This is a genomic window from Pseudomonas sp. RIT409 (assembly GCF_003052515.2).
In the GTDB taxonomy this organism is placed as follows: Bacteria; Pseudomonadota; Gammaproteobacteria; order Pseudomonadales; family Pseudomonadaceae; genus Aquipseudomonas.
In genome coordinates this window covers 35,093-55,859 of sequence record NZ_QARE02000022.1, presented here as the reverse complement: position 1 = coordinate 55,859, position 20,767 = coordinate 35,093, and the positions used below count along the sequence as shown (strand labels likewise).

17 protein-coding genes and 1 pseudogene are annotated in these 20,767 nt (G+C 62.3%); 6 read left to right on the top strand and 12 right to left on the bottom strand.

Translation table 11 applies throughout. The features are described 5' to 3' along the window. Nucleotides 1-218: 218 nt before the first annotated feature. The 3 genes from DBP26_RS22450 to DBP26_RS22440 all read left to right on the top strand — a co-directional run bounded on the left by DBP26_RS22450 (nucleotide 219) and on the right by DBP26_RS22440 (nucleotide 3,106). On the top strand, nucleotides 219-1,301 hold the full coding sequence (locus DBP26_RS22450) for a glycoside hydrolase family 3 N-terminal domain-containing protein (protein WP_108239720.1): 1,083 nt from the start codon (nucleotides 219-221) through the stop codon (nucleotides 1,299-1,301). A gap of 117 nt (nucleotides 1,302-1,418) precedes the next feature. Continuing rightward, the gene (gene tam / locus DBP26_RS22445) at nucleotides 1,419-2,183 is read left to right on the top strand and encodes a trans-aconitate 2-methyltransferase (RefSeq protein WP_108239719.1); all 765 of its coding nucleotides are present in this window, start codon (nucleotides 1,419-1,421) and stop codon (nucleotides 2,181-2,183) included. Between the two features lie 137 nt (nucleotides 2,184-2,320). After that, the gene (locus tag DBP26_RS22440) at nucleotides 2,321-3,106 is read left to right on the top strand and encodes a sulfite exporter TauE/SafE family protein (RefSeq protein ID WP_108239718.1); all 786 of its coding nucleotides are present in this window, start codon (nucleotides 2,321-2,323) and stop codon (nucleotides 3,104-3,106) included. A gap of 141 nt (nucleotides 3,107-3,247) precedes the next feature. On the opposite strand, the gene DBP26_RS22435 is transcribed toward DBP26_RS22440, so the two are convergent. Continuing rightward, on the bottom strand, nucleotides 3,248-3,577 hold the full coding sequence (locus tag DBP26_RS22435) for a hypothetical protein (RefSeq protein WP_108239717.1): 330 nt from the start codon (nucleotides 3,575-3,577) through the stop codon (nucleotides 3,248-3,250). Between the two features lie 636 nt (nucleotides 3,578-4,213). Here DBP26_RS22435 and DBP26_RS22430 point away from each other — a divergent pair. Continuing rightward, on the top strand, nucleotides 4,214-5,200 hold the full coding sequence (locus DBP26_RS22430) for a threo-3-hydroxy-L-aspartate ammonia-lyase (RefSeq protein ID WP_108239750.1): 987 nt from the start codon (nucleotides 4,214-4,216) through the stop codon (nucleotides 5,198-5,200). A 48-nt stretch (nucleotides 5,201-5,248) separates the two neighbouring features. Here DBP26_RS22430 and DBP26_RS22425 read toward each other — a convergent pair whose 3' ends face one another. The 4 genes and pseudogenes from DBP26_RS22425 to DBP26_RS22410 form a co-directional block, all read right to left on the bottom strand. After that, the gene (locus tag DBP26_RS22425; protein ID WP_218565131.1) at nucleotides 5,249-6,550 is read right to left on the bottom strand and encodes an MFS transporter; all 1,302 of its coding nucleotides are present in this window, start codon (nucleotides 6,548-6,550) and stop codon (nucleotides 5,249-5,251) included. Nucleotides 6,551-6,610: 60 nt separating this feature from the next. Beyond that, nucleotides 6,611-7,768, bottom strand: a complete 1,158-nt coding sequence (gene tcuB, locus DBP26_RS22420) for a tricarballylate utilization 4Fe-4S protein TcuB (protein WP_108239716.1) — start codon at nucleotides 7,766-7,768, stop codon at nucleotides 6,611-6,613. Beyond that, a pseudogene (tcuA, locus tag DBP26_RS22415) lies at nucleotides 7,755-9,208 on the bottom strand (FAD-dependent tricarballylate dehydrogenase TcuA). The gene tcuB and the pseudogene tcuA overlap by 14 nt, the downstream one beginning before the upstream one ends. A gap of 149 nt (nucleotides 9,209-9,357) precedes the next feature. Beyond that, nucleotides 9,358-10,287, bottom strand: a complete 930-nt coding sequence (locus tag DBP26_RS22410) for a LysR substrate-binding domain-containing protein (protein WP_108239715.1) — start codon at nucleotides 10,285-10,287, stop codon at nucleotides 9,358-9,360. 256 nt (nucleotides 10,288-10,543) lie between these two features. On the opposite strand from DBP26_RS22410, the gene DBP26_RS22405 reads away from it, so the two are divergent. Next, nucleotides 10,544-11,929: a methyl-accepting chemotaxis protein gene (locus DBP26_RS22405; RefSeq protein WP_108239714.1), complete on the top strand. Its 1,386-nt coding sequence runs from the start codon at nucleotides 10,544-10,546 to the stop codon at nucleotides 11,927-11,929. Nucleotides 11,930-12,031: 102 nt separating this feature from the next. Here the strand turns inward: DBP26_RS22405 and DBP26_RS22400 are convergent, their stop codons facing one another. The 7 genes from DBP26_RS22400 to DBP26_RS22370 form a co-directional block, all read right to left on the bottom strand. Beyond that, nucleotides 12,032-12,988 carry a HAMP domain-containing sensor histidine kinase gene (locus DBP26_RS22400; RefSeq protein ID WP_108239713.1) on the bottom strand — a complete coding sequence of 319 codons (957 nt, stop codon included), beginning with the start codon at nucleotides 12,986-12,988 and terminating at the stop codon, nucleotides 12,032-12,034. 174 nt (nucleotides 12,989-13,162) lie between these two features. Further along, entirely contained in the window at nucleotides 13,163-14,389 is a 1,227-nt protein-coding gene (locus DBP26_RS22395; protein ID WP_108239712.1) for an acyl-CoA dehydrogenase family protein, read from the bottom strand. A gap of 42 nt (nucleotides 14,390-14,431) precedes the next feature. Continuing rightward, complete coding sequence (locus DBP26_RS22390; protein WP_108239711.1) at nucleotides 14,432-15,805, bottom strand: LLM class flavin-dependent oxidoreductase; 1,374 nt, start codon at nucleotides 15,803-15,805, stop codon at nucleotides 14,432-14,434. A 528-nt stretch (nucleotides 15,806-16,333) separates the two neighbouring features. Further along, nucleotides 16,334-16,840: a peptide-methionine (S)-S-oxide reductase MsrA gene (msrA, locus tag DBP26_RS22385; RefSeq protein WP_108239710.1), complete on the bottom strand. Its 507-nt coding sequence runs from the start codon at nucleotides 16,838-16,840 to the stop codon at nucleotides 16,334-16,336. A 269-nt stretch (nucleotides 16,841-17,109) separates the two neighbouring features. Further along, on the bottom strand, nucleotides 17,110-17,571 hold the full coding sequence (locus DBP26_RS22380) for a type II toxin-antitoxin system YhaV family toxin (protein ID WP_108239709.1): 462 nt from the start codon (nucleotides 17,569-17,571) through the stop codon (nucleotides 17,110-17,112). Then, the gene (locus DBP26_RS22375; RefSeq protein WP_108239708.1) at nucleotides 17,571-17,888 is read right to left on the bottom strand and encodes a type II toxin-antitoxin system PrlF family antitoxin; all 318 of its coding nucleotides are present in this window, start codon (nucleotides 17,886-17,888) and stop codon (nucleotides 17,571-17,573) included. The genes DBP26_RS22380 and DBP26_RS22375 overlap by 1 nt, the downstream gene beginning before the upstream one ends. 444 nt (nucleotides 17,889-18,332) lie before the next feature. After that, entirely contained in the window at nucleotides 18,333-19,247 is a 915-nt protein-coding gene (locus DBP26_RS22370) for a LysR family transcriptional regulator (RefSeq protein ID WP_108239707.1), read from the bottom strand. Nucleotides 19,248-19,712: 465 nt separating this feature from the next. Here DBP26_RS22370 and DBP26_RS22365 point away from each other — a divergent pair, with 465 nt between their 5' ends. Further along, nucleotides 19,713-20,747 carry a zinc-dependent alcohol dehydrogenase family protein gene (locus tag DBP26_RS22365; protein WP_108239706.1) on the top strand — a complete coding sequence of 345 codons (1,035 nt, stop codon included), beginning with the start codon at nucleotides 19,713-19,715 and terminating at the stop codon, nucleotides 20,745-20,747. Nucleotides 20,748-20,767 lie beyond the last annotated feature (20 nt).

The window sequence follows — 20,767 nt, the reverse complement described above, 5'->3', positions numbered from 1 at the left end:
ACCACTCGCCTGAGCGGTCTGTTCCTTAAGGACTCAGCTTGAGACTTTCCCACTAAGACGCTTTTTATCGGCGCAAACAACGCCCTCCCTGAATCAGGTCATCGAAATGCTGGATTGACTTCGAGCAATATCTCGCTAAAGTGCGCATAAACGAGCGATCAAACTGTGAAAGCGTCGGCACCGAACATGACGCTACGCTAGCGATGGGAGGTGGGGAGATGTCGAGCGACTTGCACAGGGCAGCTTATGCGGTGCTGTTGCCCGCGTTGGCCGGGCTCGAACTGGACGATACCGTTCGACGCTGCCTGAGTCGGGGAGGGGTTTCGGTGCTCCTGGGCGAAACGAGTGATGAATACCTGGCGCGTAACATGAGCTATGAACGCCGGCGCACCGAGACCCATGAGCACATCGCGCGCATCGCCGATGCCGCCGCCTTTCACGCCGGCGCGCCCGTACTGGTGGCCGTGGACCAGGAACTGGGCGGCATTCAGCGTCTGCATCGGCTTGTGCCGGGCCTGCCGTCGGCCGAAGCGCTCAAGGGGCTGGATGCCGCCGAAATCGAGGCGCGCAGTTACGAAATGGCCAGCGTCGCTCGGGTCATGGGGATCAACCTGTTTCTGGCGCCCCTCGTCGATGTCGTCACCGGCACCCACCCTTGGCTGCATCGCCGCCACCTCGGGGTCGATCCTTCAGAGGTGTCGCGCATCGCCTGTGCGTTCATTCGTGGGGTACAACGTGCTGGGGTTATCGCGACCGCCAAGTATTTCCCCGGTCATTGCCACACCGAGCATGATCCTGCACTGGCGCTCGCCAGTGTTCTCGGGGCCCGTAAGGAGATGGAAGAAGGGCTGGAGGTGTTCCGTCAGGTCATCGCAGCCGGTGTGCAGGCCATCATGCCGGGGCCAGCGGTGTTTCCCGCGCAGGATCCCGAGCATTGCGCCAGCACCTCGGCGAAGGTCATCAGCTTGTTGCACGCGCGGCTGGGGTTCGATGGGTTGATTGTGTCCGACGACCTGGACGCCCTGTCGATCCTGCGGGGCAACAGCGTTGCGGACACTGCGGTCAACGCGTTGCGGGCAGGCGCGCACTTATTGCTGGTCTCCAGCGAATCAGGGTTGGATGCCATTGCTCAGGCGATTGTGAGCGCGGTCGAGGGCGGCGAACTCGACGCGGGCCGACTGTTGGCCGCAGCTGCAAAGGTGCGCAGCGCGGCTCAGGCCTCCAAAGCGCAGGTCGCCTCTGGGCTGTATGTGTCGTACCCGATTTCCGGGGGCCACCTGACGCGTCGGGTCATGCGCTGAAGGCAGTATCAACGGCACGCAAGGAGGGCTTCGGCAAAGCGGCTGATCTTCATTTGTGCGGGAGGCGTCCAGCCCTTACCCTTTCCAAGATGCCTTTCACGAGAGAAGGAGTGCCTGATGAGCTGGTCCGCCAAACAATATTCGATGTTCGAGCAACAACGCACCCGCCCGGTTCGCGACCTCGTGGCGGCGATGCCCGTCGAGCAAGTGAACACCGCGATCGATCTGGGCTGCGGCCCCGGTAATTCCACCGAAGTGTTGGCCGAACGCTTCCCCACCGCGTCGATCACTGGCCTGGACAGTTCGGAAGACATGCTGGGCGATGCGCGTCGGCGTTTGCCCAGCATCTCCTTCGAACTCGGGGACATCGGCGTCTGGAATCCCGCGAAGCGCTATGACGTGATTCTGGCCAATGCGTCGCTGCAGTGGGTGCCGAATCACCAAGCGCTGTATCCACGGCTGGTCAGTCACCTCAACCCGGGTGGCTGTCTGGCGGTGCAGACCCCGGACAATCTGGAGGAGCCAGCGCACAGGCTGGCTCGGGAGGTCGCTGCGAGCGGCCCGTGGTCGGGCAAGATCGCCTCGGTCAAGCATCCGGACCGTCATCCGGCGACCTACTATTTCGAATTGCTGCAGCCGCACTGTGCGCAGGTCGATGTCTGGCGAACGACCTACCACCATCCATTGGCGGGGGGGCATGAGGCGGTCGTCGAATGGTTCAAGGGCTCGGCGCTGCGCCCCTATCTCCAACGGCTGGACGAGAATGAACAGGCCGGTTTCCTCGACGCCTATCTGAAGGCGATTTCCCAGGCGTATCCCGCATTGGATGACGGTTCGGTGCTGTTGCCCTTCCCGCGGCTGTTCGTGGTCGCTGTGCGCTGATCGATGCGGGCGGCCGAGTGGATTTGGTTATAACCATAGATCCATTCGGTCTACCTTCTATATAAGATAAAGCGAGGCCGTTAGAGCAAAAATCGCTATGCTGCGCGCCGGATTTTCTTTCGTATGTCAGGCAGTCAATGGATTTCGGCAATATCGGTTTCGTCGTCGCAGGGTTGGTCGTTGGCTTCATCGTCGGCATGACCGGGGTAGGGGGCGGGTCGCTGATGACGCCGATTCTGTTGTGGTTCGGCATCAACCCGGCGACCGCCGTCGGCACCGATCTGCTGTACGCAGCCATCACCAAGAGCGGTGGCGTGCTGGTGCACAAGCGAAACGACAACATCGACTGGGGCATTACCGGCTGGTTGACATTGGGCAGTGTGCCCGCCGCTGGGCTGACCCTCTGGTTCCTCAGTACCCTGCACACTGCGCCGGATGCGATGAACGCCGTGATCAAGCAGGGCCTCGGCGTTGTGCTGTTGCTGACGGCGCTGGCCATCTTCTTCAAGAAAAGCCTGTTGGCGTTCGCCCAACGCCATGCCGGTGATCACTACCGCTTGAGCAATCGCAGCCTGAACGCGCTCACGGTCATCACGGGCGTGGTGCTCGGTGTCATGGTCGCCCTGACGTCCATCGGTGCGGGGGCGTTGGGCACGGTCGCTCTGTTCATTCTCTATCCATTCCTCGACACCCGCCGGCTGGTGGGGACCGAAATCGCTCATGCCGTTCCCTTGACCCTGATCGCAGGCCTGGGCCACGCGAGCATGGGCAACATGAACTGGTCGATGCTGGGTTTCCTGCTGATGGGCTCTCTGCCCGGCATTTACATGGGCAGCCACTTGGCGGGCCGGATTCCAGATGCGCTGCTGCGACCCTGCCTGGCCGTGATGCTGGTCGCTATCGGCTACAAACTCGCGTTCTAAGCCAGACAACTAGGCCAGTGCCTGGTTTTCCAAGTGCACGCTGAAGCCTGCGCGCTTGCAGGGAAGGATCGGCGCACCGGCTGAATCGACACACGCCCTTGGCCGCCTGAGCGGTTCAGGTGGCCAAAGGCGTCATCGGCGTCAGCAGAGCCGATCGATCACGCGGACCCCTTCCTGGTGCCGGGCGGCGCCCCATTCGCTGCTGAGCGTTTCCAGCACCTGCCCCAGGAACTGCTTGTCAGCGGCGGCCTTCTTGCCGACATAACCCTGACCCTTGCGATACATCTTCAGCCGCGCGCGCATGTGCGGGTGGCGGTCGACGAATTCCTGCTCCTCGGTGCAGGCCCCCAGGCCGTCCATGTGGACGTCACCCTTTTCACACACCCAGAGAATGTGGCTATCGAGGGAGTCCTTCTGCGCCGCGAACAGTCGAGCCAATTGATCAATGGTGGGTTGATTGTTCAGATTCATGATTGGATTACCCCTTTTTGCCCATTTGTCAGCTATCTGGTGAGTTCACACGTCATGGCGAATCGTCCATCGATTCGCAGCCTTGGCACACGCTGGCAAACCCAGGGCGTCGATGCCTGCAACGGCATGCGGCACACAGGATGTAGTGCAGATGAGAGGTCGCTACGGAAAGCGTCGAAACGCAGGGGAGAAATGGCGGGCGTCGGCAGACACTGGCGACGTATCGTGGTCGGCCACAAGTGTCATGAGGACGTTTCGCCAGCGCTCGGCCTATGGGTCGATCTTGCCGGTTCGGCTTCATCAATCTGCCTTGTGGGCAGCACACATCCAGAGGTTGTACGACGGCTACGTCGAACGGTCCCGGAATACTTTTGCCAGCTCTCCCGATCGGGGAGACGGCCTCACTATGCAATCGGGAAAACGCTTCGTCAACCGTTTTGTAGTGAATATTTTTAAAGACTACATATTTTGTAGTTCCAATACACAAAGGTCCGTTCGTGACTACAAAGTCAGCCCTTGCGGGACCAACGCTTGGCGTTCTTGTGCACTTCACGGCGTGGTCGGGCGGCTGGTGTATGCTCTGTACCACGCCTGTCTCCAGGTGCTGGAGACCCATTCGGACAGCTGAGGATGATCATGCAACCACTCGTACTCCCGACCTATGACGACGTGCTCGCGGCGGCGCGGCGCATCGATGGCCACGCCCACAAAACGCCGGTGCTGACTTCACGCACGGCGGACCGCGAGCTGGGCGTCCAGTTGTTCTTCAAATGTGAAAACTTTCAGCGCATGGGCGCATTCAAATTTCGCGGTGCGTTCAATGCCTTGTCGAAGTTCGACGCCACCCAGCGCCGACACGGGGTCGTGGCATTTTCATCGGGCAATCACGCGCAGGGCATCGCATTGTCGGCGCAACTGTTGGGCATTCCCGCGACTATCGTGATGCCGCACGATGCTCCGGCGGCCAAGGTCGCCGCGACCCGGGAATACGGGGCCACGGTGGTGACCTACGACCGTTACCGTGAGGACCGTGAAGCCATCGGCCGGGCGCTGGCCGAGGAGCAGGGGCTGACGTTGATTCCGCCTTACGATCACCCGGACATCCTCGCGGGGCAGGGTACGGCGGCCAAGGAGTTGTTCGAAGAAGTGGGGCCATTGGATGCGCTGTTCGTCTGCCTCGGAGGCGGCGGCCTGCTCAGTGGTTCGGCACTGGCAACCCGTGTCCTGGCGCCTGATTGCAAACTGTATGGGGTCGAGCCTGAAGCGGGTAACGACGGGCAGCAATCCTTGCGGGCCGGGCACATCGTCAAGATCGACACGCCAAAAACCATCGCCGACGGGGCACAGACCCAGTATTTGGGCCAGTACACGTTCAGCATCATTCAGCGGGACGTCGACGATATCCTGGTGGCCAGCGATGCGCAGTTGGTCGATGCCATGCGCTTTTTCGCCGAGCGCATGAAGATGGTCGTGGAGCCCACCGGATGCCTGGGGTTCGCCGCAGCCCGAGCGATGGCTACGCAGCTCAAAGGGCAGCGTGTCGGTGTGATCATTAGCGGTGGCAACATCGACTTGAACAACTACGCGAAGCTCTTGGCGCCGTCGCTCGCGGCCACCGATTGACCCGTGCATGGCCCACGATCGTCCCGCTTGAGCCTGGTGGGCTGCGCCTCAGGCGGGCTCAGCCACACCCGCGCGCTGTCGACGGTACAGCGCCAAGGTTGCCGAGAAGCCGCACACAGCGGCGAACATCAGCCAAAAGGCCGGTGATGCCTTGTCACCGGTCGCCTGTACCAGCCAGGTGGACATCGCGGGCGTGAAGCCTCCGAAGATCGCCGTCGCCAGGCTGAATGCCAGCGAGAACCCCACCACCCGAACATTCTGCGGCATCACTTCAGTCAACGCAGCGACCATGGCGCCGTTATACATGCCGAAGAAAAACGAGAAATACAGCAGCACGGCCAGCAGGCGTTCGAAGCTCGCGGCTTCGGCCAGCCAATGCATGGCCGGATAGGCCGTGACCATGCACAACGTCGAGATGCCGAGGAGCAGCGGACGGCGCCCGATGCGGTCGGAGATCGCGCCGCCGACCGGCAGCCAGATGAAGTTGGTGAGGCCCACGAACAGGGTGACGATCAGGCTGTCGGTGGTGCTCAGGTGCAGCACCGATTTCCCGAAGGTCGGGGTGTAAACGGTGATCAGGTAGAACGTGGTGGTGGTCATCGACGCCAGCAGCCCACCGGCCAGGACCGTGCGCCAGTTGTCACGCATCGAGCGGAACACCTCGCCCGCGCTCGGGTGATGCACCCGGGCGCTGAATGCTTGGGTTTCCTGGAGCGAGCGACGGATCACGAAAATGAACGGGATGATCGCGCAGCCGACGAAAAATGGAATACGCCAACCCCACGCCGCGATCTGCGTGCCGTCCAGCCAGGCGTTGATGCCGTAGCCCAGCGCCGCCGCCAGGATGATTGCGATCTGCTGGCTGGCCGACTGCCAACTGGTGTAGAAGCCAGTGCGCCCCGGCGTGGCGATTTCGGCCAGGTACACCGAGACGCCGCCCAGTTCGGCACCTGCCGAAAAGCCTTGCAGCAGACGACCGAGCAACACCAGAACAGGCGCCGCCAGGCCAATGCTGGCGTAGCCGGGTACCAGCGCGATCAGCACCGTGCCGCACGCCATGATCGACAGCGTGACGATCAGACCTTTGCGTCGCCCGACCTTGTCGATATACGCCCCCAGAATGATGGCGCCCAAGGGACGCATCAGAAAGCCGGAGCCGAACACCGCGAAGGTCATCATCAGCGACGCGAACTCGCTGGTGGCGGGAAAAAAGGTCTGTGCGATATAGGTGGCGTAGAACCCGAACAGAAAGAAATCGAACTGTTCGAGAAAGTTGCCGCTGGTGACGCGGACGATGGCGGCGAATTTCGCCGTCCGCGACGAGGAGGTGGAGGCTGTACTGTTCATCATGGCTAGGGTGTGCTCGGTATTGTTATTGGAATGCTGGATGCTGCGATGGGCCGGTGCGTATCAGTCGGCCCCGGCGTTGATCGGATTCGGCTGACGTTTTTCGATGGAAAATTTCAATAGGGCCGCGCTGCGGAAAACGCCATGGGCGAACTTGCTGTAGGGCATGGTCAGAAAGAACGCCATGACGAATCCAAGGTGCACCGCCAGCAGGAGGCCCAGCGCGGCGGTTTCGCGGAACGCCAGCAGTGCCAGGCCGCTGATGCTCAGGGCCAACAACAAAGCGATGAATCCCCGATCCATGGGTTTCTGATCGCTGTCCCCATGTTCCGGGTGCCGACGCAGGTTCATCCACAGCAGGCCGGCCGGGCCGACCAGCAGGCCGATGCCGCCCACGACTCCGAGCATGACCGGGAGACTCAGGACCGGGTAGGGTGCATGCCACTCGAGCAGGAAGTGGTAGAGCGTCGCCACCCCGGTCGCCGCCAGGCACAGCATGAAGCCGTAGAACGTCAGGTGATGAAAACGGCGACGCCATAAGGTGAAGCGATCGTCTTCGTTGTTGCAGCCCTGGCCGTGCCCACCGTCCAGGTAGGTGAGTCGTGCAACATTGGCCGTGGCCTCCAGTGCGGCAGACGTCTTCAGCGAAGGGGTGGCTGCGCCCGGCCTGACATCTTGCCAGAACCGTCGCACGCCGATGACCAGGGCGAGCACGGCAAATGCGAAGACTGCGCCGAACATCAGCGCCAGGATGTTGTGTGGGAAGATGCGGTAGAAGTCGCCACCCGGGACGGCGGTGAACAAGTTGCCCATGAGCAGCAGCGTCAGGCACAGAAATAGCGCCAATCCAGCGCCCGAGGCCAGCGCGAGCAGGAGACCGTTGCGTCGATAGAGCCCACCCAGAGGTTTTGGCCAGGCATATTCGCTGTAGGTCTGCAGTCGCACCTTGGCCATCGCGGTCGGTACGTTGACCGCAAATTCATGGGGTGCGGCGTATTGACAGGCGTGCAGGCAGGCGCCGCAGTTGTGGCAGAGGTTGGCGAGGTAGTGGATGTCCGCCTGCGCGAACTCCAAACGACGGGTCATGGCGGGAAACACCGCGCAAAAGCCTTCGCAATAGCGGCAGGCATTGCAGATCGTCATTTGCCGCTGGACTTCGGTTTCCTGAAGGTTGAGCACCGGGATCAGTTCACCGGGCGAGGCGGGATCAAACAGCTGCATGGTGCGGCTCCGAAAAAGTGTGGAAAGGCGTCATGCCCGCGGCAGCAGCGGCCTGTGTGCCGGCAATGCGGCCGAACGCCGTACCGATCGCCATGCCGATGCCGGCGGTGTAGCCCTTGCCCAGCACGTTGCCCGCCATCATTTCTCCGGCGACGAACAGGTTGCGGCTCGGTTGGCCATTGAAGTGCACGGCGGCGTTCTCATCGGTGGCCAGACCCAGGTAGGTGAATGTCACCCCGGGCTTGAGCGGATAGGCCTGGAACGGTGGCTTGACCAACGGGCGCGCCCAATGGGTTTTGGCGGGGGTCAGGCCTGAGGTGTGGCAATCGTCGAGGGTGGTGTGGTCGAAGGTGCCGACGCTGCAGGCGCGGTTATAGCGCTCTACCGTGTCGACAAACGTCGCTTCGGGCAGCCCCAGCTTGCGCGCCAGTTCCGCGAGGGTATTGGCCTGGGTGCCGGGAAATACCGGCGGCATGAAGCGGCCAATGGCTTGCTGATCGATGATCGAATACGCTTGCTGCCCCGGTTGCCCCGCGACCAGTCGTCCCCAGATCGCGTAGCGCTTGGGCCAGAAATCCTCTCCTTCGTCGTAGAAACGCTCGCCGTCGCGGTTGACCACCACGCCCAGTGATACACAGTCAATGCGTGTGCAGATGCCGCCGTCGTAGAGCGGCGCACGGGCGTCGATCGCCACCATATGCGCCTGGGTCGGGTCGCCGATCACGTCGGCGCCCAGTTCGATCATGCGCCGCAGCAGCACGCCGGTGTTGAAACGCGTGCCGCGTATTAGGAAGTTATCCGAGGGCCACTCGCCGCGCTCATTCTGGCCCCAGGCCTCCCGCAGCCATTCGCGGTTCGACTCGAAGCCGCCGGCGGCGAGCACGCAGGCGCGGGCTTCAATGCGTTCGGCAGGCAAGCGCTGGCCATCGACGGTGCGCTCGGCGAGGTGAGCGGCGACGAATTGCCCGCCATCCAGTTCCAGATCGCTGACCTGAGCGTCATAGCGGATCTGCACGCCCAAGCGCTCGGCGCTGCGGAAATAGGCATTCACCAGCGCTTTGCCGCCGCCCATGAAGAAGGCATTGGTTCGCGCGACATGCAACGCGCCTGACAGTGGAGGCTGAAAATTCACGCCGTGCCGCCGCATCCAGTCGCGGCAGTGTGACGAGGCGCGGATGGCAATGCGGGCCAGTGTTTCGTTGGTCAACCCGCCGGTAACTTTCAGCAGGTCTTGCCAGTATTCCTCCTCGGGGTAGGCGTCTACTAAAACGCCTGTGGTGCATCGTGCATGCAGCGCAGGTTGCGCGTGTGCTGGGAATTGCCGCCCCGCCAGCGCTTCGGCGAGCCCTCCAGCAGCATCACGCTCGCGCCGGCCTCTCGTGCCATGAGGGCGGCGCAGAGCGCGGCGTTACCGCCGCCTATGACTAGAACATCGATCATGCTTTCTCCTCGAACGCCTTCAGTTGGAACAGGGCTGTCGGCGAGTGGGAGAACAGTAGGGACCGGTCGAGAGGCGCGAAAGACCGGATTTACCCTGGGGTGTTTAGTTTTAGTAAAGGGTCAGGGCGGTGGATGGCGCTCGCTCCGAGTCACCGTTCCCCCAGCCAGCTCGCGCCTGGCCATTGGCGGTGAGCGACCAACTCCCGTGCGACATCAGTGATGACGACACGGGTGGCCAGCGCCGCTGGCGACAGCTCGTCATCGCTGAGCGTCGCCAGGAGGTTGCGGCGGCCGACGTGAGGGTCGGCGATCTGCACCAGCGTGAGTCCGGATTCACCGCTGAGTGCGGCTGCCGCACCGGGCTGAATGGTCGCCGCATGCCCGGCTCGCACGGCATTCATCAGCACCGCCAGGCCGTCCACTTCCATGATGATGTTGGGCACCACGCCTGCGCGCTCGAAGGCCGTGACCAAGGTCGAACGAAGACCGTGTTGCGCGCTTGGCGCGACCAGCGGCAGGTTGCCCAGCTCGGCCAGGCGCACGCTGTCGCCCACTGGGGCGCCGCGCAACGTCGGGCAGGCGAGGACAAACAGCTTCTCGTCCAGTAAAGGGGTGACGCTCCAGCGTTTGCCGCCTTCGAGCTGAAACAGGATCGCCAGGTCGATCTGGCGGGAGTTGAGCTGTGAAGCGAGGTGACCCGAAAGCATCTCCACCAAATGCAATTGAATGTCCGGGTAGCGCTCACGCATGGCAGCGATCAGTGGCAGGGCCAGCACCGTCGCCGTGGTAGGTGGCAGGCCAACGCTGACGTAGCCGCTCATGCGCCCACGGTGCGCCGCCAGTACCGCATTGTCGGCCTGACGGAGGGTCAACTGGGCATGGTGGAGGAAGGCAAGGCCGGCGGGGGTGGCGGTGACGCCGGTCGATGTGCGGTTCAGCAGGCGGGTGCTTAGCTCGCTTTCCAGCTTGCCGATCTGCTGGCTCAAGGCGGAAACCCCCACCTCCAGCTCCAAGGCCGCCCGCCCCAGGCTGCCCAGTTCGACGATTTTCACGAAGTAACGCAATTGGCGCAGTTCCACGCGGGGTTCTCCAGTGGCGGTGCGGTCAGGGGTAAAGGCGCGGGGTCAGTCTACCTGCACCGGGCCGTGGTATCGGTCGTTGTGCACCAAAAAGTGCCTGTCATGGCCTTGGCAGAGACGGAAACCGCGCACGTTTGCCTTGTCACGCGGCGACGGAACCCACGGCGGTCGCCGCGTGCGAGGAATTCGCTGAAGGAGGATGCGCTGATGGCATTGTGCTTGCAGCGCTTGCTGCACACATGGAGGGAGAAACCGAATGTTTTCATTGCGTGGCAACAAACGCCGGGCCCATGACGATGACGCGTTGAACCTGTTGTTCGAGGACTTGGACCTGACGGTGCAATTGTCCGACCACTCGCCACTGAATACCCGTTTGAACGGCTTCAGCAAGACCCTCCACCAGCGGCTGGGCGAGAGCCTGGCGGCCTCCGTGGACATCGCCGCCCATGCCCCCGAACTGGCGCGCATCGCCCGCGCCACCGAGCAGAGCGGTCAGTTGTTGGCTCAGGCGTCGGAACTGATCGCCAGCGCCAGCGAGCAGGTCAGCACCTCGCTGGACACCGAACTGGTGCCCGGCGCCGCGCAAGTGGCCAAGCTCTCCAGTGAGGTCACCTTGACCCTGCGCCAATGCCAACAGACCGGGGAGCAAGTGCTCGGGCAAGTGGATGCGATCGGCGCCAGCGAGCAAAAGCTCGAAGCGGTGATTGACCAATTGTTCGGGCAGCTCGAAGAAGTCAGTCAGGTGCTGGGGGTGATCGCCAGCATTTCACAGCAAACCAACTTACTGGCGTTGAACGCTGCCATCGAAGCGGCCCGCGCAGGCGAACATGGCCGGGGCTTCGCTGTGGTCGCCGACGAGGTGCGCCGGCTGGCAGGGCACACCACCGAGTCCACCGCTCGGGTCAGCCAGATCATCGAGCGCTTCAGGGCAGACATGGATCAGTTGGGTGCTGCCGGGAAAATCATGCACGCGGCCGTCGCCGATGGTCGGGAAGGGATGACCCGCATGGGCGAGGACCTGCACGGTACTCAGTCGGCCATGGATCAGTTGGACCAGCGCGTCGGTCACATCGCCTCGGGCACCGAACACATCGGGATCGCTGTGCATGCCATCAACCGCGACGTGCAGAACATCGCGGGGGTGGCTGCCGAGCTGTTGAGCAATGCCGGTCAGGTGCTGACTCACAGTGACGCCGTGCGCAACAGTGGCGATCACCTGTTGAACGGCCTGGGCGGCTTTCGGCTGGAGATGCACAAGGCCATTCAGCACACCGTCGAGCGGTTGGGCAGCGAGGCCGCCATGAATGGCGATGTGCAAGCCGCCGAGCGCTTCATGCGCGACACCCTGCAGCGCGATCAGCGATTCGAGCTGTTTTACATGGTGGATCGCAACGGTACGCAGATCAGCGAGAACATCGGGTTGGAAACGGACAGCAAGGCACCGAGCTGCAAAGGGCGCAACTGGGCGCAGCGTCCATGGTTCAGAGCCGTGGCCGAGCAGCTCAGCAGCCATATCACGCCGGTGTACCGTTCCTCGGCGACCGACGCTTTTTGCATCACGGTCTCGGTGCCGATTTTCGCGGCCAACGGGCAGTTGCACCGGGTATTGGCGGCCGACGTGCGCCTGTCGGCATTGCTCTAGGCTCTCGTTGAAGCGTCTTGGGACGAAGGTCAGGCGAGGCGGTTTTCGACGCAGCATCACCGCGTATCAAGGCTTCTCAGACAGAGCCTAGGCCGCACCCGCTCAGGCCCGATTCAGGCACCCCGTGGGCAGTTGGAAACGGATCATCGCCCCGCCCAGTTCAGAGGTCTCGGCGTAGAGGTTGCCTTTGTGTGCATCGATGACTGATCGGCAAATGGTCAGGCCCATGCCCAGGCCGCTGGCCTTGGTGGTGTAAAACGCGTCGAAGATCTGCTGCCGGGCGTGGAGCGGAATGCCGGGGCCGTTGTCTTCGACACTCACTTGCACGCCATCGCGCAGCGAACGGGACGAGACCCTGAGCACCCCTCCCGTACGCAGGTGGGCGGCCACCGCCTCGATGGCATTGGCGATCAGGTTGAACACCAATTGCTGGATCTGTATCGCATCAGCGGTCACGCATTGATCGGCGTCCAGTCGTGGCTCCAGCGTGATGCGGTGACGCAACAACGCGGGGGTGTTCAGGCGGATGGCTTCCTCGATGACCTCGTTCACGTTCACCGCCTGCGGCGTGCAAATCGATTGCTTGGCCAATGCGCGCAGCGAGGCCACGATCCCGGCGGCCCGTTCGCAGTCCTTGCGGATGTCCGCCAGGCCATCCAGGGCCTCGTTCAGGTTCGGTGTGTCGCGCTGCAGCCAGCGCATACACGCAGCGGCATTCGAGGCGATAGCCAGCAGCGGTTGGCAGATTTCGTGAGCGATGGACACCGTGAGCTCACCCATGGCTTTCAGATGCGCATTGCGGGCCTGTTCGGTCGGGCTACAGGGCGTTGGAATTGACGACGGGTGCGAGAGGGAGGGCGAGCGCAGTGACAATGTGGCCAGGCGTTGGGGCGCGTCGGCAGAAAGAGACGGCCCAACGTCACCCTGTGACTCGGGGGTAAAGTGCCAGGTCGGCCCGCCATTGTCGCGCCCGAAGGACAGGTCATAGCGGTCGCACCATGAATGATCTGCAGCGCTGCCGGTGCCCGGAGAACGCCTGAATGGACTTTCTTCTGGCATCGTGCCCTCCGTTATCTGAGCGTTTTCCTGTCATCGCCCGAGTATACGCAGGGATATTGAGCGGACACCGGCCAGCCTGTCCTTTGGCAGAATCGGGCACCCGGATGGCCGTCACAGACCCCCGTGACGGCACACGGGAGCCGTCAGCCCCGTGAGTGAGCCGAACGCCCGCACTCAGGCGATGCCGATTTTCCATTGCGCGGGCGGTGGAGTGCCGTTGACGGCATAGTCCCCGACGATTCGATCCTTGTAGATGCGGGGGTTATGGGAGGTCAGGGTGCGGGCATTGCGCCAGAACCGGTCCAGGCCCTGAGGGCGCAGCGTGGCCGACGCACTCAAGGCATCGAACATCCGCGTGCTCGCGTCCAGAATCAGGTCGCTGACCACTGTTTGAGACTGCGCGATCTCCAGCTCCGCGATATCGACCGCTTGCTTCAATTGGGCTGCGTCGCCGTGCAGCCGGGCCTGGTAGGCGCGCTCCAGCGCTTCGGCCGTTTTCAGAACGATGGCCCCGGCGCTGTAGGCTGCCGCACGCAGACTGCCTACCACTTGGAGCACTTGCGGATCCTGGGCCACCCGCGTGGCGTTGCCGTTGCTGAAACTGCGGGTACGGCTGGCGACTGCCGCAGCCACTTCGCCGCTGAGTGCACGGCCGATGCCTGCCAAGTTGGCCAAGTGGACGATCTGATACAGGGCCGGGGCATACTGAAATTTGTCGTCCACACTGACGATGTTGCGGGTGTCCACCGCCACGCCCCTGACATGGGTGGTGCCGCTGGCGGTCAGGCGCTGGCCGAAGCCGTTCCAGTCGTCCACCACCTCGACGCCTTCGGCATCGCGCCGTACCGTCACGAAGACGCGCTTGTCCTCGTGATCGCTGACGGCGACATCGATCCAGTCGCTGTACAGGCAACCGGTGGTGTAGAACTTATTGCCGTCGATGCGCCATTGTTCGCCGTCCAGGTACAGCTTCGAACTGAGGTGCGATTGCAGGCTGGCCCCCACCTCGCCGGTGGCCGGCCCTACGGTCTCGCCACGCACCAGGCGTTCGAACCACAGCTTGCGGCGCTCTTCGTCGCGACTGTTGAGCAGGTTTTCGATGAAGCCGATATGGCCGCGCAACGCCTGCACCAGGTTGGAATCGGCCTCGCCCAATTCGATCAACAAGTTGGTCAGTTCCGGCAGGCTGACGCCGCCACCGCCGAACGCCTTCGGAACCCGCAGCGCCGTGAACCCGGACGCTTTGAGCAATTGCAGTTCTTCAATGGGCAACCGACGCTCCAGTTCGCGGCTGATTGCTCCTCCGCGCAAGTGCGCAAACAGCGGACGAAAGCGCTCGGCCAGTTGTTCATAACTGGCAGAGGGGCCTGCGCCCCAGGCCGCGTTGATTTGATGGGTCATACACGCTCGCTTCTTCAAGTGGCCGGTGAATAGGGTGAGGGGTCAAACGGTCGCAGGCTGGCTTCGCAGCAACGTGGCCGGGTGTGCAGGCCGAGGCAGGCCCAGGCGTTCGCGCAGGGTGCTCCCACTCGGGCCGTCTTGGGGCACCAACCCCCGACGCTTCAGTTCAGGGAGGATCAGCGCGATGAAGTCGTCCAGACCTTCCGGGTATGTCGGCGGCAGGATGTTGAACCCGTCCGCGCCATAGCCTTCGAACCAGGCCTGCAACTGATCGACGACTTCTTCGGGCGAGCCCACCAGTGTCCAATGCCCGCGAGCGCCCGCCAGTCGCAAGTACAGCTCACGGATACTCAGCCCCTCGGCCGCCAGTTGCAGAATCAGTTGCTGTCGGCTCTTCGAGGCATTGCTGGCCGGCAGGTCCTGGGGCAGGGGGCCGTCCAGCGGCAGGTGAGACAGATCGATGCCGCCCAATAGTCCGGACAGCAGGCTCAGCCCCACCTGCGGATGCACCAGGTTTTGCAGGCGCTGATGTTTGGCGTGGGCTTCGGCGGAGGTGGGCGCGGTGAAGATGGTCACCCCCGGCAGAATCTTGATGTGTTCGGGTTTGCGGCCCAAGACTGCGGCGCGTGTCTTGATGTCGCTGTAGAACGCCTGGGCATCGGCCAGGCTCTGGTGGGCGGCGAAGATGGCTTCGGCAGTGGCAGCGGCCAGCGCGCGACCATCTTCCGAGGCCCCGGCCTGCACCAGCACCGGTCGGCCCTGGGGCGAACGCAGCACGTTCAGCGGTCCGCGCACGTGAAAATGCTCACCGTGGTGGTCAGCCAGGTGCAACTTATCGCGGTCCAGAAACACACCGTCAGCCTTGTCCAGCAGCAGGGCGTCGTCCTCCCAACTGTCCCAGAGCGCGTTCACCACCTTATGGAACTCCCTGGCTCGGCTGTAGCGATCAGCGTGCGCGGGTTGATCCCGCTCGGTAGCCCCGCCGAAGTTCTTGGCGGCATCCGGGTCACTGCTGGTCACCAGGTTCCAGCCAACCCGGCCGCCGCTGATGTGGTCCAGCGAAGCGAACTGGCGCGCAAGGTTGAACGGTTCGCTGTAACTGGTGCTGGCAGTGGCGACCAAGCCAATGCGTGACGTTACGGTGGCCAGTGCCGACAGCAGCGTCAGCGGCTCGAAGCTCAGGCTGGGGGCGATCACCCGGTCGAACGTCGGCGCATCGATGCCCCGTACCGACACACTATCGGCCAGGAACAGGGTGTCGAAACCGGCCGCTTCTGCCTTGCGGGCCAAGTCGATGAAATGGTCGAGGCGGATGCCCGCGTCGGCCTGCGAACCGCTGTCGCGCCATGCGGCGATATGGTGCCCGGTGGCCCGCAGAAACAGGCCGAGTTTGAGGGTGTCGGGACGTTGGCTCATGTAAGGCTCCTTGGAATCGTGGGCTCGGCGGCTCGCTGCGAAACCGACAGCTCGCGGGGCTGGATAGGCGAAACGTGCTGAACGCGATGTACACCTTCCCCGACCCGCCGGGCACGCTGCAGTGACGCGTCCGAATGACCACCGCTGCGCGATCGCGGCGTGGAAAGGCTCGGCAGACACACAAACGGTTCGCGAATCGATAGCGTCAGAGCGTCATAGCAATGGCTGTGCCGGTGACCGGCAGGCGGCGGTTTGAAAGGGCAAACCGGGCGGGGGAGGGAAAAGAAGCCGTCAAAAGCGTTGACTGCCATGCGTCAATGTCACCTGTTTTGCTTGGCGACTGTTGCTGGACAAACACTTGGACGCGCAACGGCTGGCGCGATGTGGCAGGCCCTGGAGTAACGCTTGGGCTGGGCAGGCTGCAATTGTGGGCATCGTTGCCCGGCAGGATCGGCGCTCAGGCACGAGGCGCCGTTTGCTCGGCTCTGACAGGTGAGCGCGATCAAACGGCGTCTATCGATGGCGTGCTCAAGACCGCTTCGGCAACACCCAATCCTTGCGAATGAAGTGACAGGTATAACCGTTCGGGATGCGCTCCAGATAATCCTGATGCTCGGGCTCGGCTTCCCAGAACGCACCGGCCGGACTGATCTCGGTCACCACCTTGCCGGGCCACAGGCCCGAGGCGTCGACGTCCTTCACCGTGTCTTCGGCGATCTGCTTCTGTTCTTCGTTCAGGTAGAAAATTGCCGAGCGGTAGCTCAGCCCGATGTCGTTGCCTTGCCGGTTGGCGGTGGACGGGTCGTGGATCTGGAAGAAGAACTCCAGAATCTTGCGGTAACTCAACACAGATGGATCGAAGACGATCTCGATGGCTTCGGCATGGGTGCCATGGTTGCGGTAGGTCGCATTCTCCACGTCGCCGCCGGAGTAGCCAACGCGCGTGGAGACCACCCCCGGATAGCGGCGCAGCAGATCCTGCATGCCCCAGAAGCAGCCGCCAGCCAGCAGCGCGGTTTCGGTTCGATTGGTCATGGTTCAATTCTTCCTGTGGCTCGGTGGGCGCCCTGCGCCTGGCCGGACAGCGGCCGGGTTCACGGTGCGCAGACTAGCTAAATGGAGATTGGTCAGGCGAATTACTAGCCCGCCCGGCGTTTTTTCCAGCCAGGCCGCGTCGGGCCGCGTTCAATGATCGCGAGCGAAGGTTTTCCGCGACCACGGATGCTGATCGCGTGCGTGCACGGGCGTTGCGCGCGGGCTAAGTTGCCGGTCAGCAGTAGCTCATTCAAACCCAGTCGCGCAGCTTATGGCATGGGCTCGCGCCAGTCGCTATGCGCAGCTGTAATCAACGCATTCCAGTCATCTGGAGGGTTGCCGCGGCCCAACATCTTTTCGAATACGGTATAGGGATCGGATTTGCTACCTGCGGACCTAAGCGTATTTTCATCATTGACCCACGCATAGACGATGACCTTGGATTTTGAGTCATAGCGGTAGAACAGCCGGAAGCGCCTGCCAATTTTTGCCCGCCGCCAATGTCGGTGGGCGGTGCCCAACGTGTTTCCTTGGCGGAACTCGTCACGGCCTGGATCGGCAGGTACAGCCTCCATGATCAGATGGCTCAATGCCCGAAACAGCTTGACGTTGGCGTTGCTTTCAAAACCTTGCGGATCGTTCTGTTCAGCTCGGGCGGCGGCTTCTTGCAATTTGCGTAGCTGTAAAATTACACCGTCATGGAACAACACCGTCCAGCCATGTCGCAGCATCAGATCGCGACCTCACCATCGATATCATCGTCCAGGTTTACGGCGTGCTTTGCGTTGGCGAGCATGGTTTGCGCCAAGTCTTCCGGCAGAGTGGTGAGGTTGCGGCCGCTTCGGATATCAGCCTCCAGCAAACCCAGAAACGCATCGATAGCTGGATCTTCGTGGGTGGTTTCTACGCGGCTGACCACGATCTCACCCCCGCGTACGTCAAATGCGATCTTGCCACCTGTGTCAATGCCCAACAGTTGGCGAACAGATTTTGGCAGTGTGACTTGCCCCTTAGAGGTCAACGTGGCGATTTCGTGGATGGCAGGCATGAGTAATCTCCCGGATAAGCTAAGTGGAGGGTAAGGAATAATCCTTACTCGGTCAATCTTGGTTTTCTGCTGATCAGTCATGGGCGGGGGGCGCTCAATGGCGCCGCAAGGCGAGTTACAGCACTTCCAGCGACACGATCTGCAGGACGTAGCTCATCCGATTTCTGTCTGTAAGCGTTCGGAAAAATCGTCTTCCTAACTCCAGCTTCAAAGGTCATGTTGCCCGCATATTAGCTGACCACGATGGCGTTCGGCGGTGGAGTGGGGGGAGGTGCGGTCGCCGACCCCTTACAGACGGATCTCGGACTGGGCGTTTAGCATTTTCAAACCATCCAAGGCACGCCCTCCAATATCCCTCAAATGCCGCAATTCGATGGAAGTGAAAACTCCTAGAGGCTAGGAATCAGCAGAGCCGATCAGGTGAACAGCCCCATCCGACAACCCCTACAGACTGTCAGGATCCCCAAAAAACATCTGAATGCGCGACCGCAACCAACGCTCGCCGGGGTCGTTGTCCTGGGAGCCGCGCCAGGCCATGTGCAGTTCGAAGGTGCGGGTTTCCAATGGGACTTCTTCGGCGCGGACGCCGCCAGCTGCGGTGAGGACGTCGGCGGCGTAATCCGGCACGGTCGCGACGATGTCGGTGCCGGAAATCAAAGTTGCCAGGCCATTGAACTGCGGGACCGCCAGGACCACGTGGCGCTTGCGGCCGACTTTTTCCAGGTACTCGTCGATGAAGCCGCCCAGGTCCCCGGCGAAGGACACCAGCGCGTGGGGCCGTGCGCAGAAGTCGTCCAACGTGATCGGACCAGGCATCGAGTCGGCGCGCAGTAGCTTGGGTTTGCTGCGGCGCAGGACCTTGCGCTTGGCGTTGGCGGGCAGGTCGTCGGTGTAGCTGACGCCAATGGAAATTTCGCCGGACGACAGCAGCGAGGGCATCAGGATGTAGTTGGTGCGACGCACCACCAGCACGATGCCGGGGGCTTCGGATCGTAGGCGCTTGAGCAAGGAGGGCAGCAGCGCAAATTCCGCGTCGTCCGACAGGCCAATGCGGAACACCGCAGTGCTGGTCGCCGGGTCGAAATCGGCGGCGCGGCTGACAGCGGTGGAGATGGAATCCAGCGCGGGGGAGAGCAGGCCGAAGATTTCCACCGCACGGGCGGTGGGTTCCATGCTGCGTCCGGTGCGCACGAAGAGCGGATCGTCGAACAGACCGCGCAAGCGGGACAGGGCCGCACTGATGGCAGGCTGGCCGAGAAACAGCTTTTCCGCCGCGCGCGTGACGCTGCGTTCATGCATCAGGGTTTCGAACACGATGAGCAGATTGAGGTCGACGCGACGCAGGTCGTTGCGGTTCATGACGGGGGTCTCGGAGACGTAGGTCGATACTTTGACGGCCAGGACGGCAGCCTGTGGTCAGCTCGGAAACGCATACTACGGGTAAATGCCGATTCTCCACACCGTTGAATTCATCTGCAAGCATACAAACGTGTTAGCTATCACGACCGTCGATAATACGGGCTGAACCTTGAGCCCGCCCAGACGATCCACTGAGGTGTCAGCGTTGCCGAACCCCGGTCACGGGGCGTTTCAGTCCCTCGGGGAGCGGGCATTCATCCGGAAGTCGCCCCTCGGGTTGCAATGTCGAAGGCAGCCAACAACAATGAGCGCCTTGAATACCGGAGCGTTCGATGGTTATCTAATGAACGCCCGGCAACAACAGAATCGATGACAGGCATGTCGACTATTAATAGCCACTGATAGTGTTACCGGCAGCGCCCGGATAGAGTTCATGGCATCAAGGTTCATAAGGCGAGGTTCGAAATGTCCCGCACGATCCGTTTTCATCAGTTCGGCCCGGCCGAGGTGCTCAAAATCGAAGAGCTGCCCGTCGCGCAGCCCGCACCCGGAGAGGTGCAAGTGCGCGTCCAGGCAATCGGCGTCACCTGGTACGACGTGCTGTGGCGACAAAATCTGGCTTCCTCCCAAGCGCAACTGCCGGCTGGCCTGGGTTCCGAGATGGCGGGCGTGATCACCGCTGTCGGCGACGGCGTGAATGATCTGAACGTGGGTGACAAGGTTGCCAGCTTTCCATCCGCCAACCCCAACGTACATCCTGTCTACGGCGAGCACATCGTGCTGCCGCGCACGTCCGTGACCAAATACCCGGACATCCTCACTCCCCATCAGGCAGCGGTGCATTACACCCCGATGCTGGTGGCCTATTTTGCCTACGCCGAGCTGGCCCGGGTGAAGGAAGGTCAGGTCGCATTGGTCACCGATGCGGGGCACTGCGCGGGCCCGGCCTTTCTGCAATTGGGCAAGGCGCTGGGCTTGAAGGTGATTGCCGCCATCAAGACCGACGACGAAGAGGGCACGGCTCGCAAGTACCTGACCTCGCTCGGGGCCGACAAAGTCGTGGTGACCGAAGAGCAGGACCTGCTGATGGCGGTCAACAAATACACCGACAAGCGCGGTGTGGACGTGGTCCTCGACGGTCTGGGTGGCCCGCAGATGTCGATTCTGGGCGATGTCCTCGCACCGCGTGGCAGCTTGATCCTCTATGGCTTGCAAGGCGGTAACCAGGTTCAGTTCCCGGCCTGTGCCGCGTTCCAGAAAAACATTCAGTTCTTCGTTCACTGCGTGGGTAACTTCACTGGCAAGCCTGAACTGGGTATTCCTCAGGACAAGGAAGCGGTCGAGCGCGCCTTGGTGAAGATCAACGAGCTGACCCGGGACAAACTGCTGTTGCCGCAACTGACCAAAGTCTTCCCCTTCGAGCAGATCGTGGAAGCGCACCGTGTGATGGATGGCTGCCCCGTGGGTGGTCGTGTGGTGGTAGAGGTCGAATCGGCCTGAGCGCAATTGACCGCGCTGGG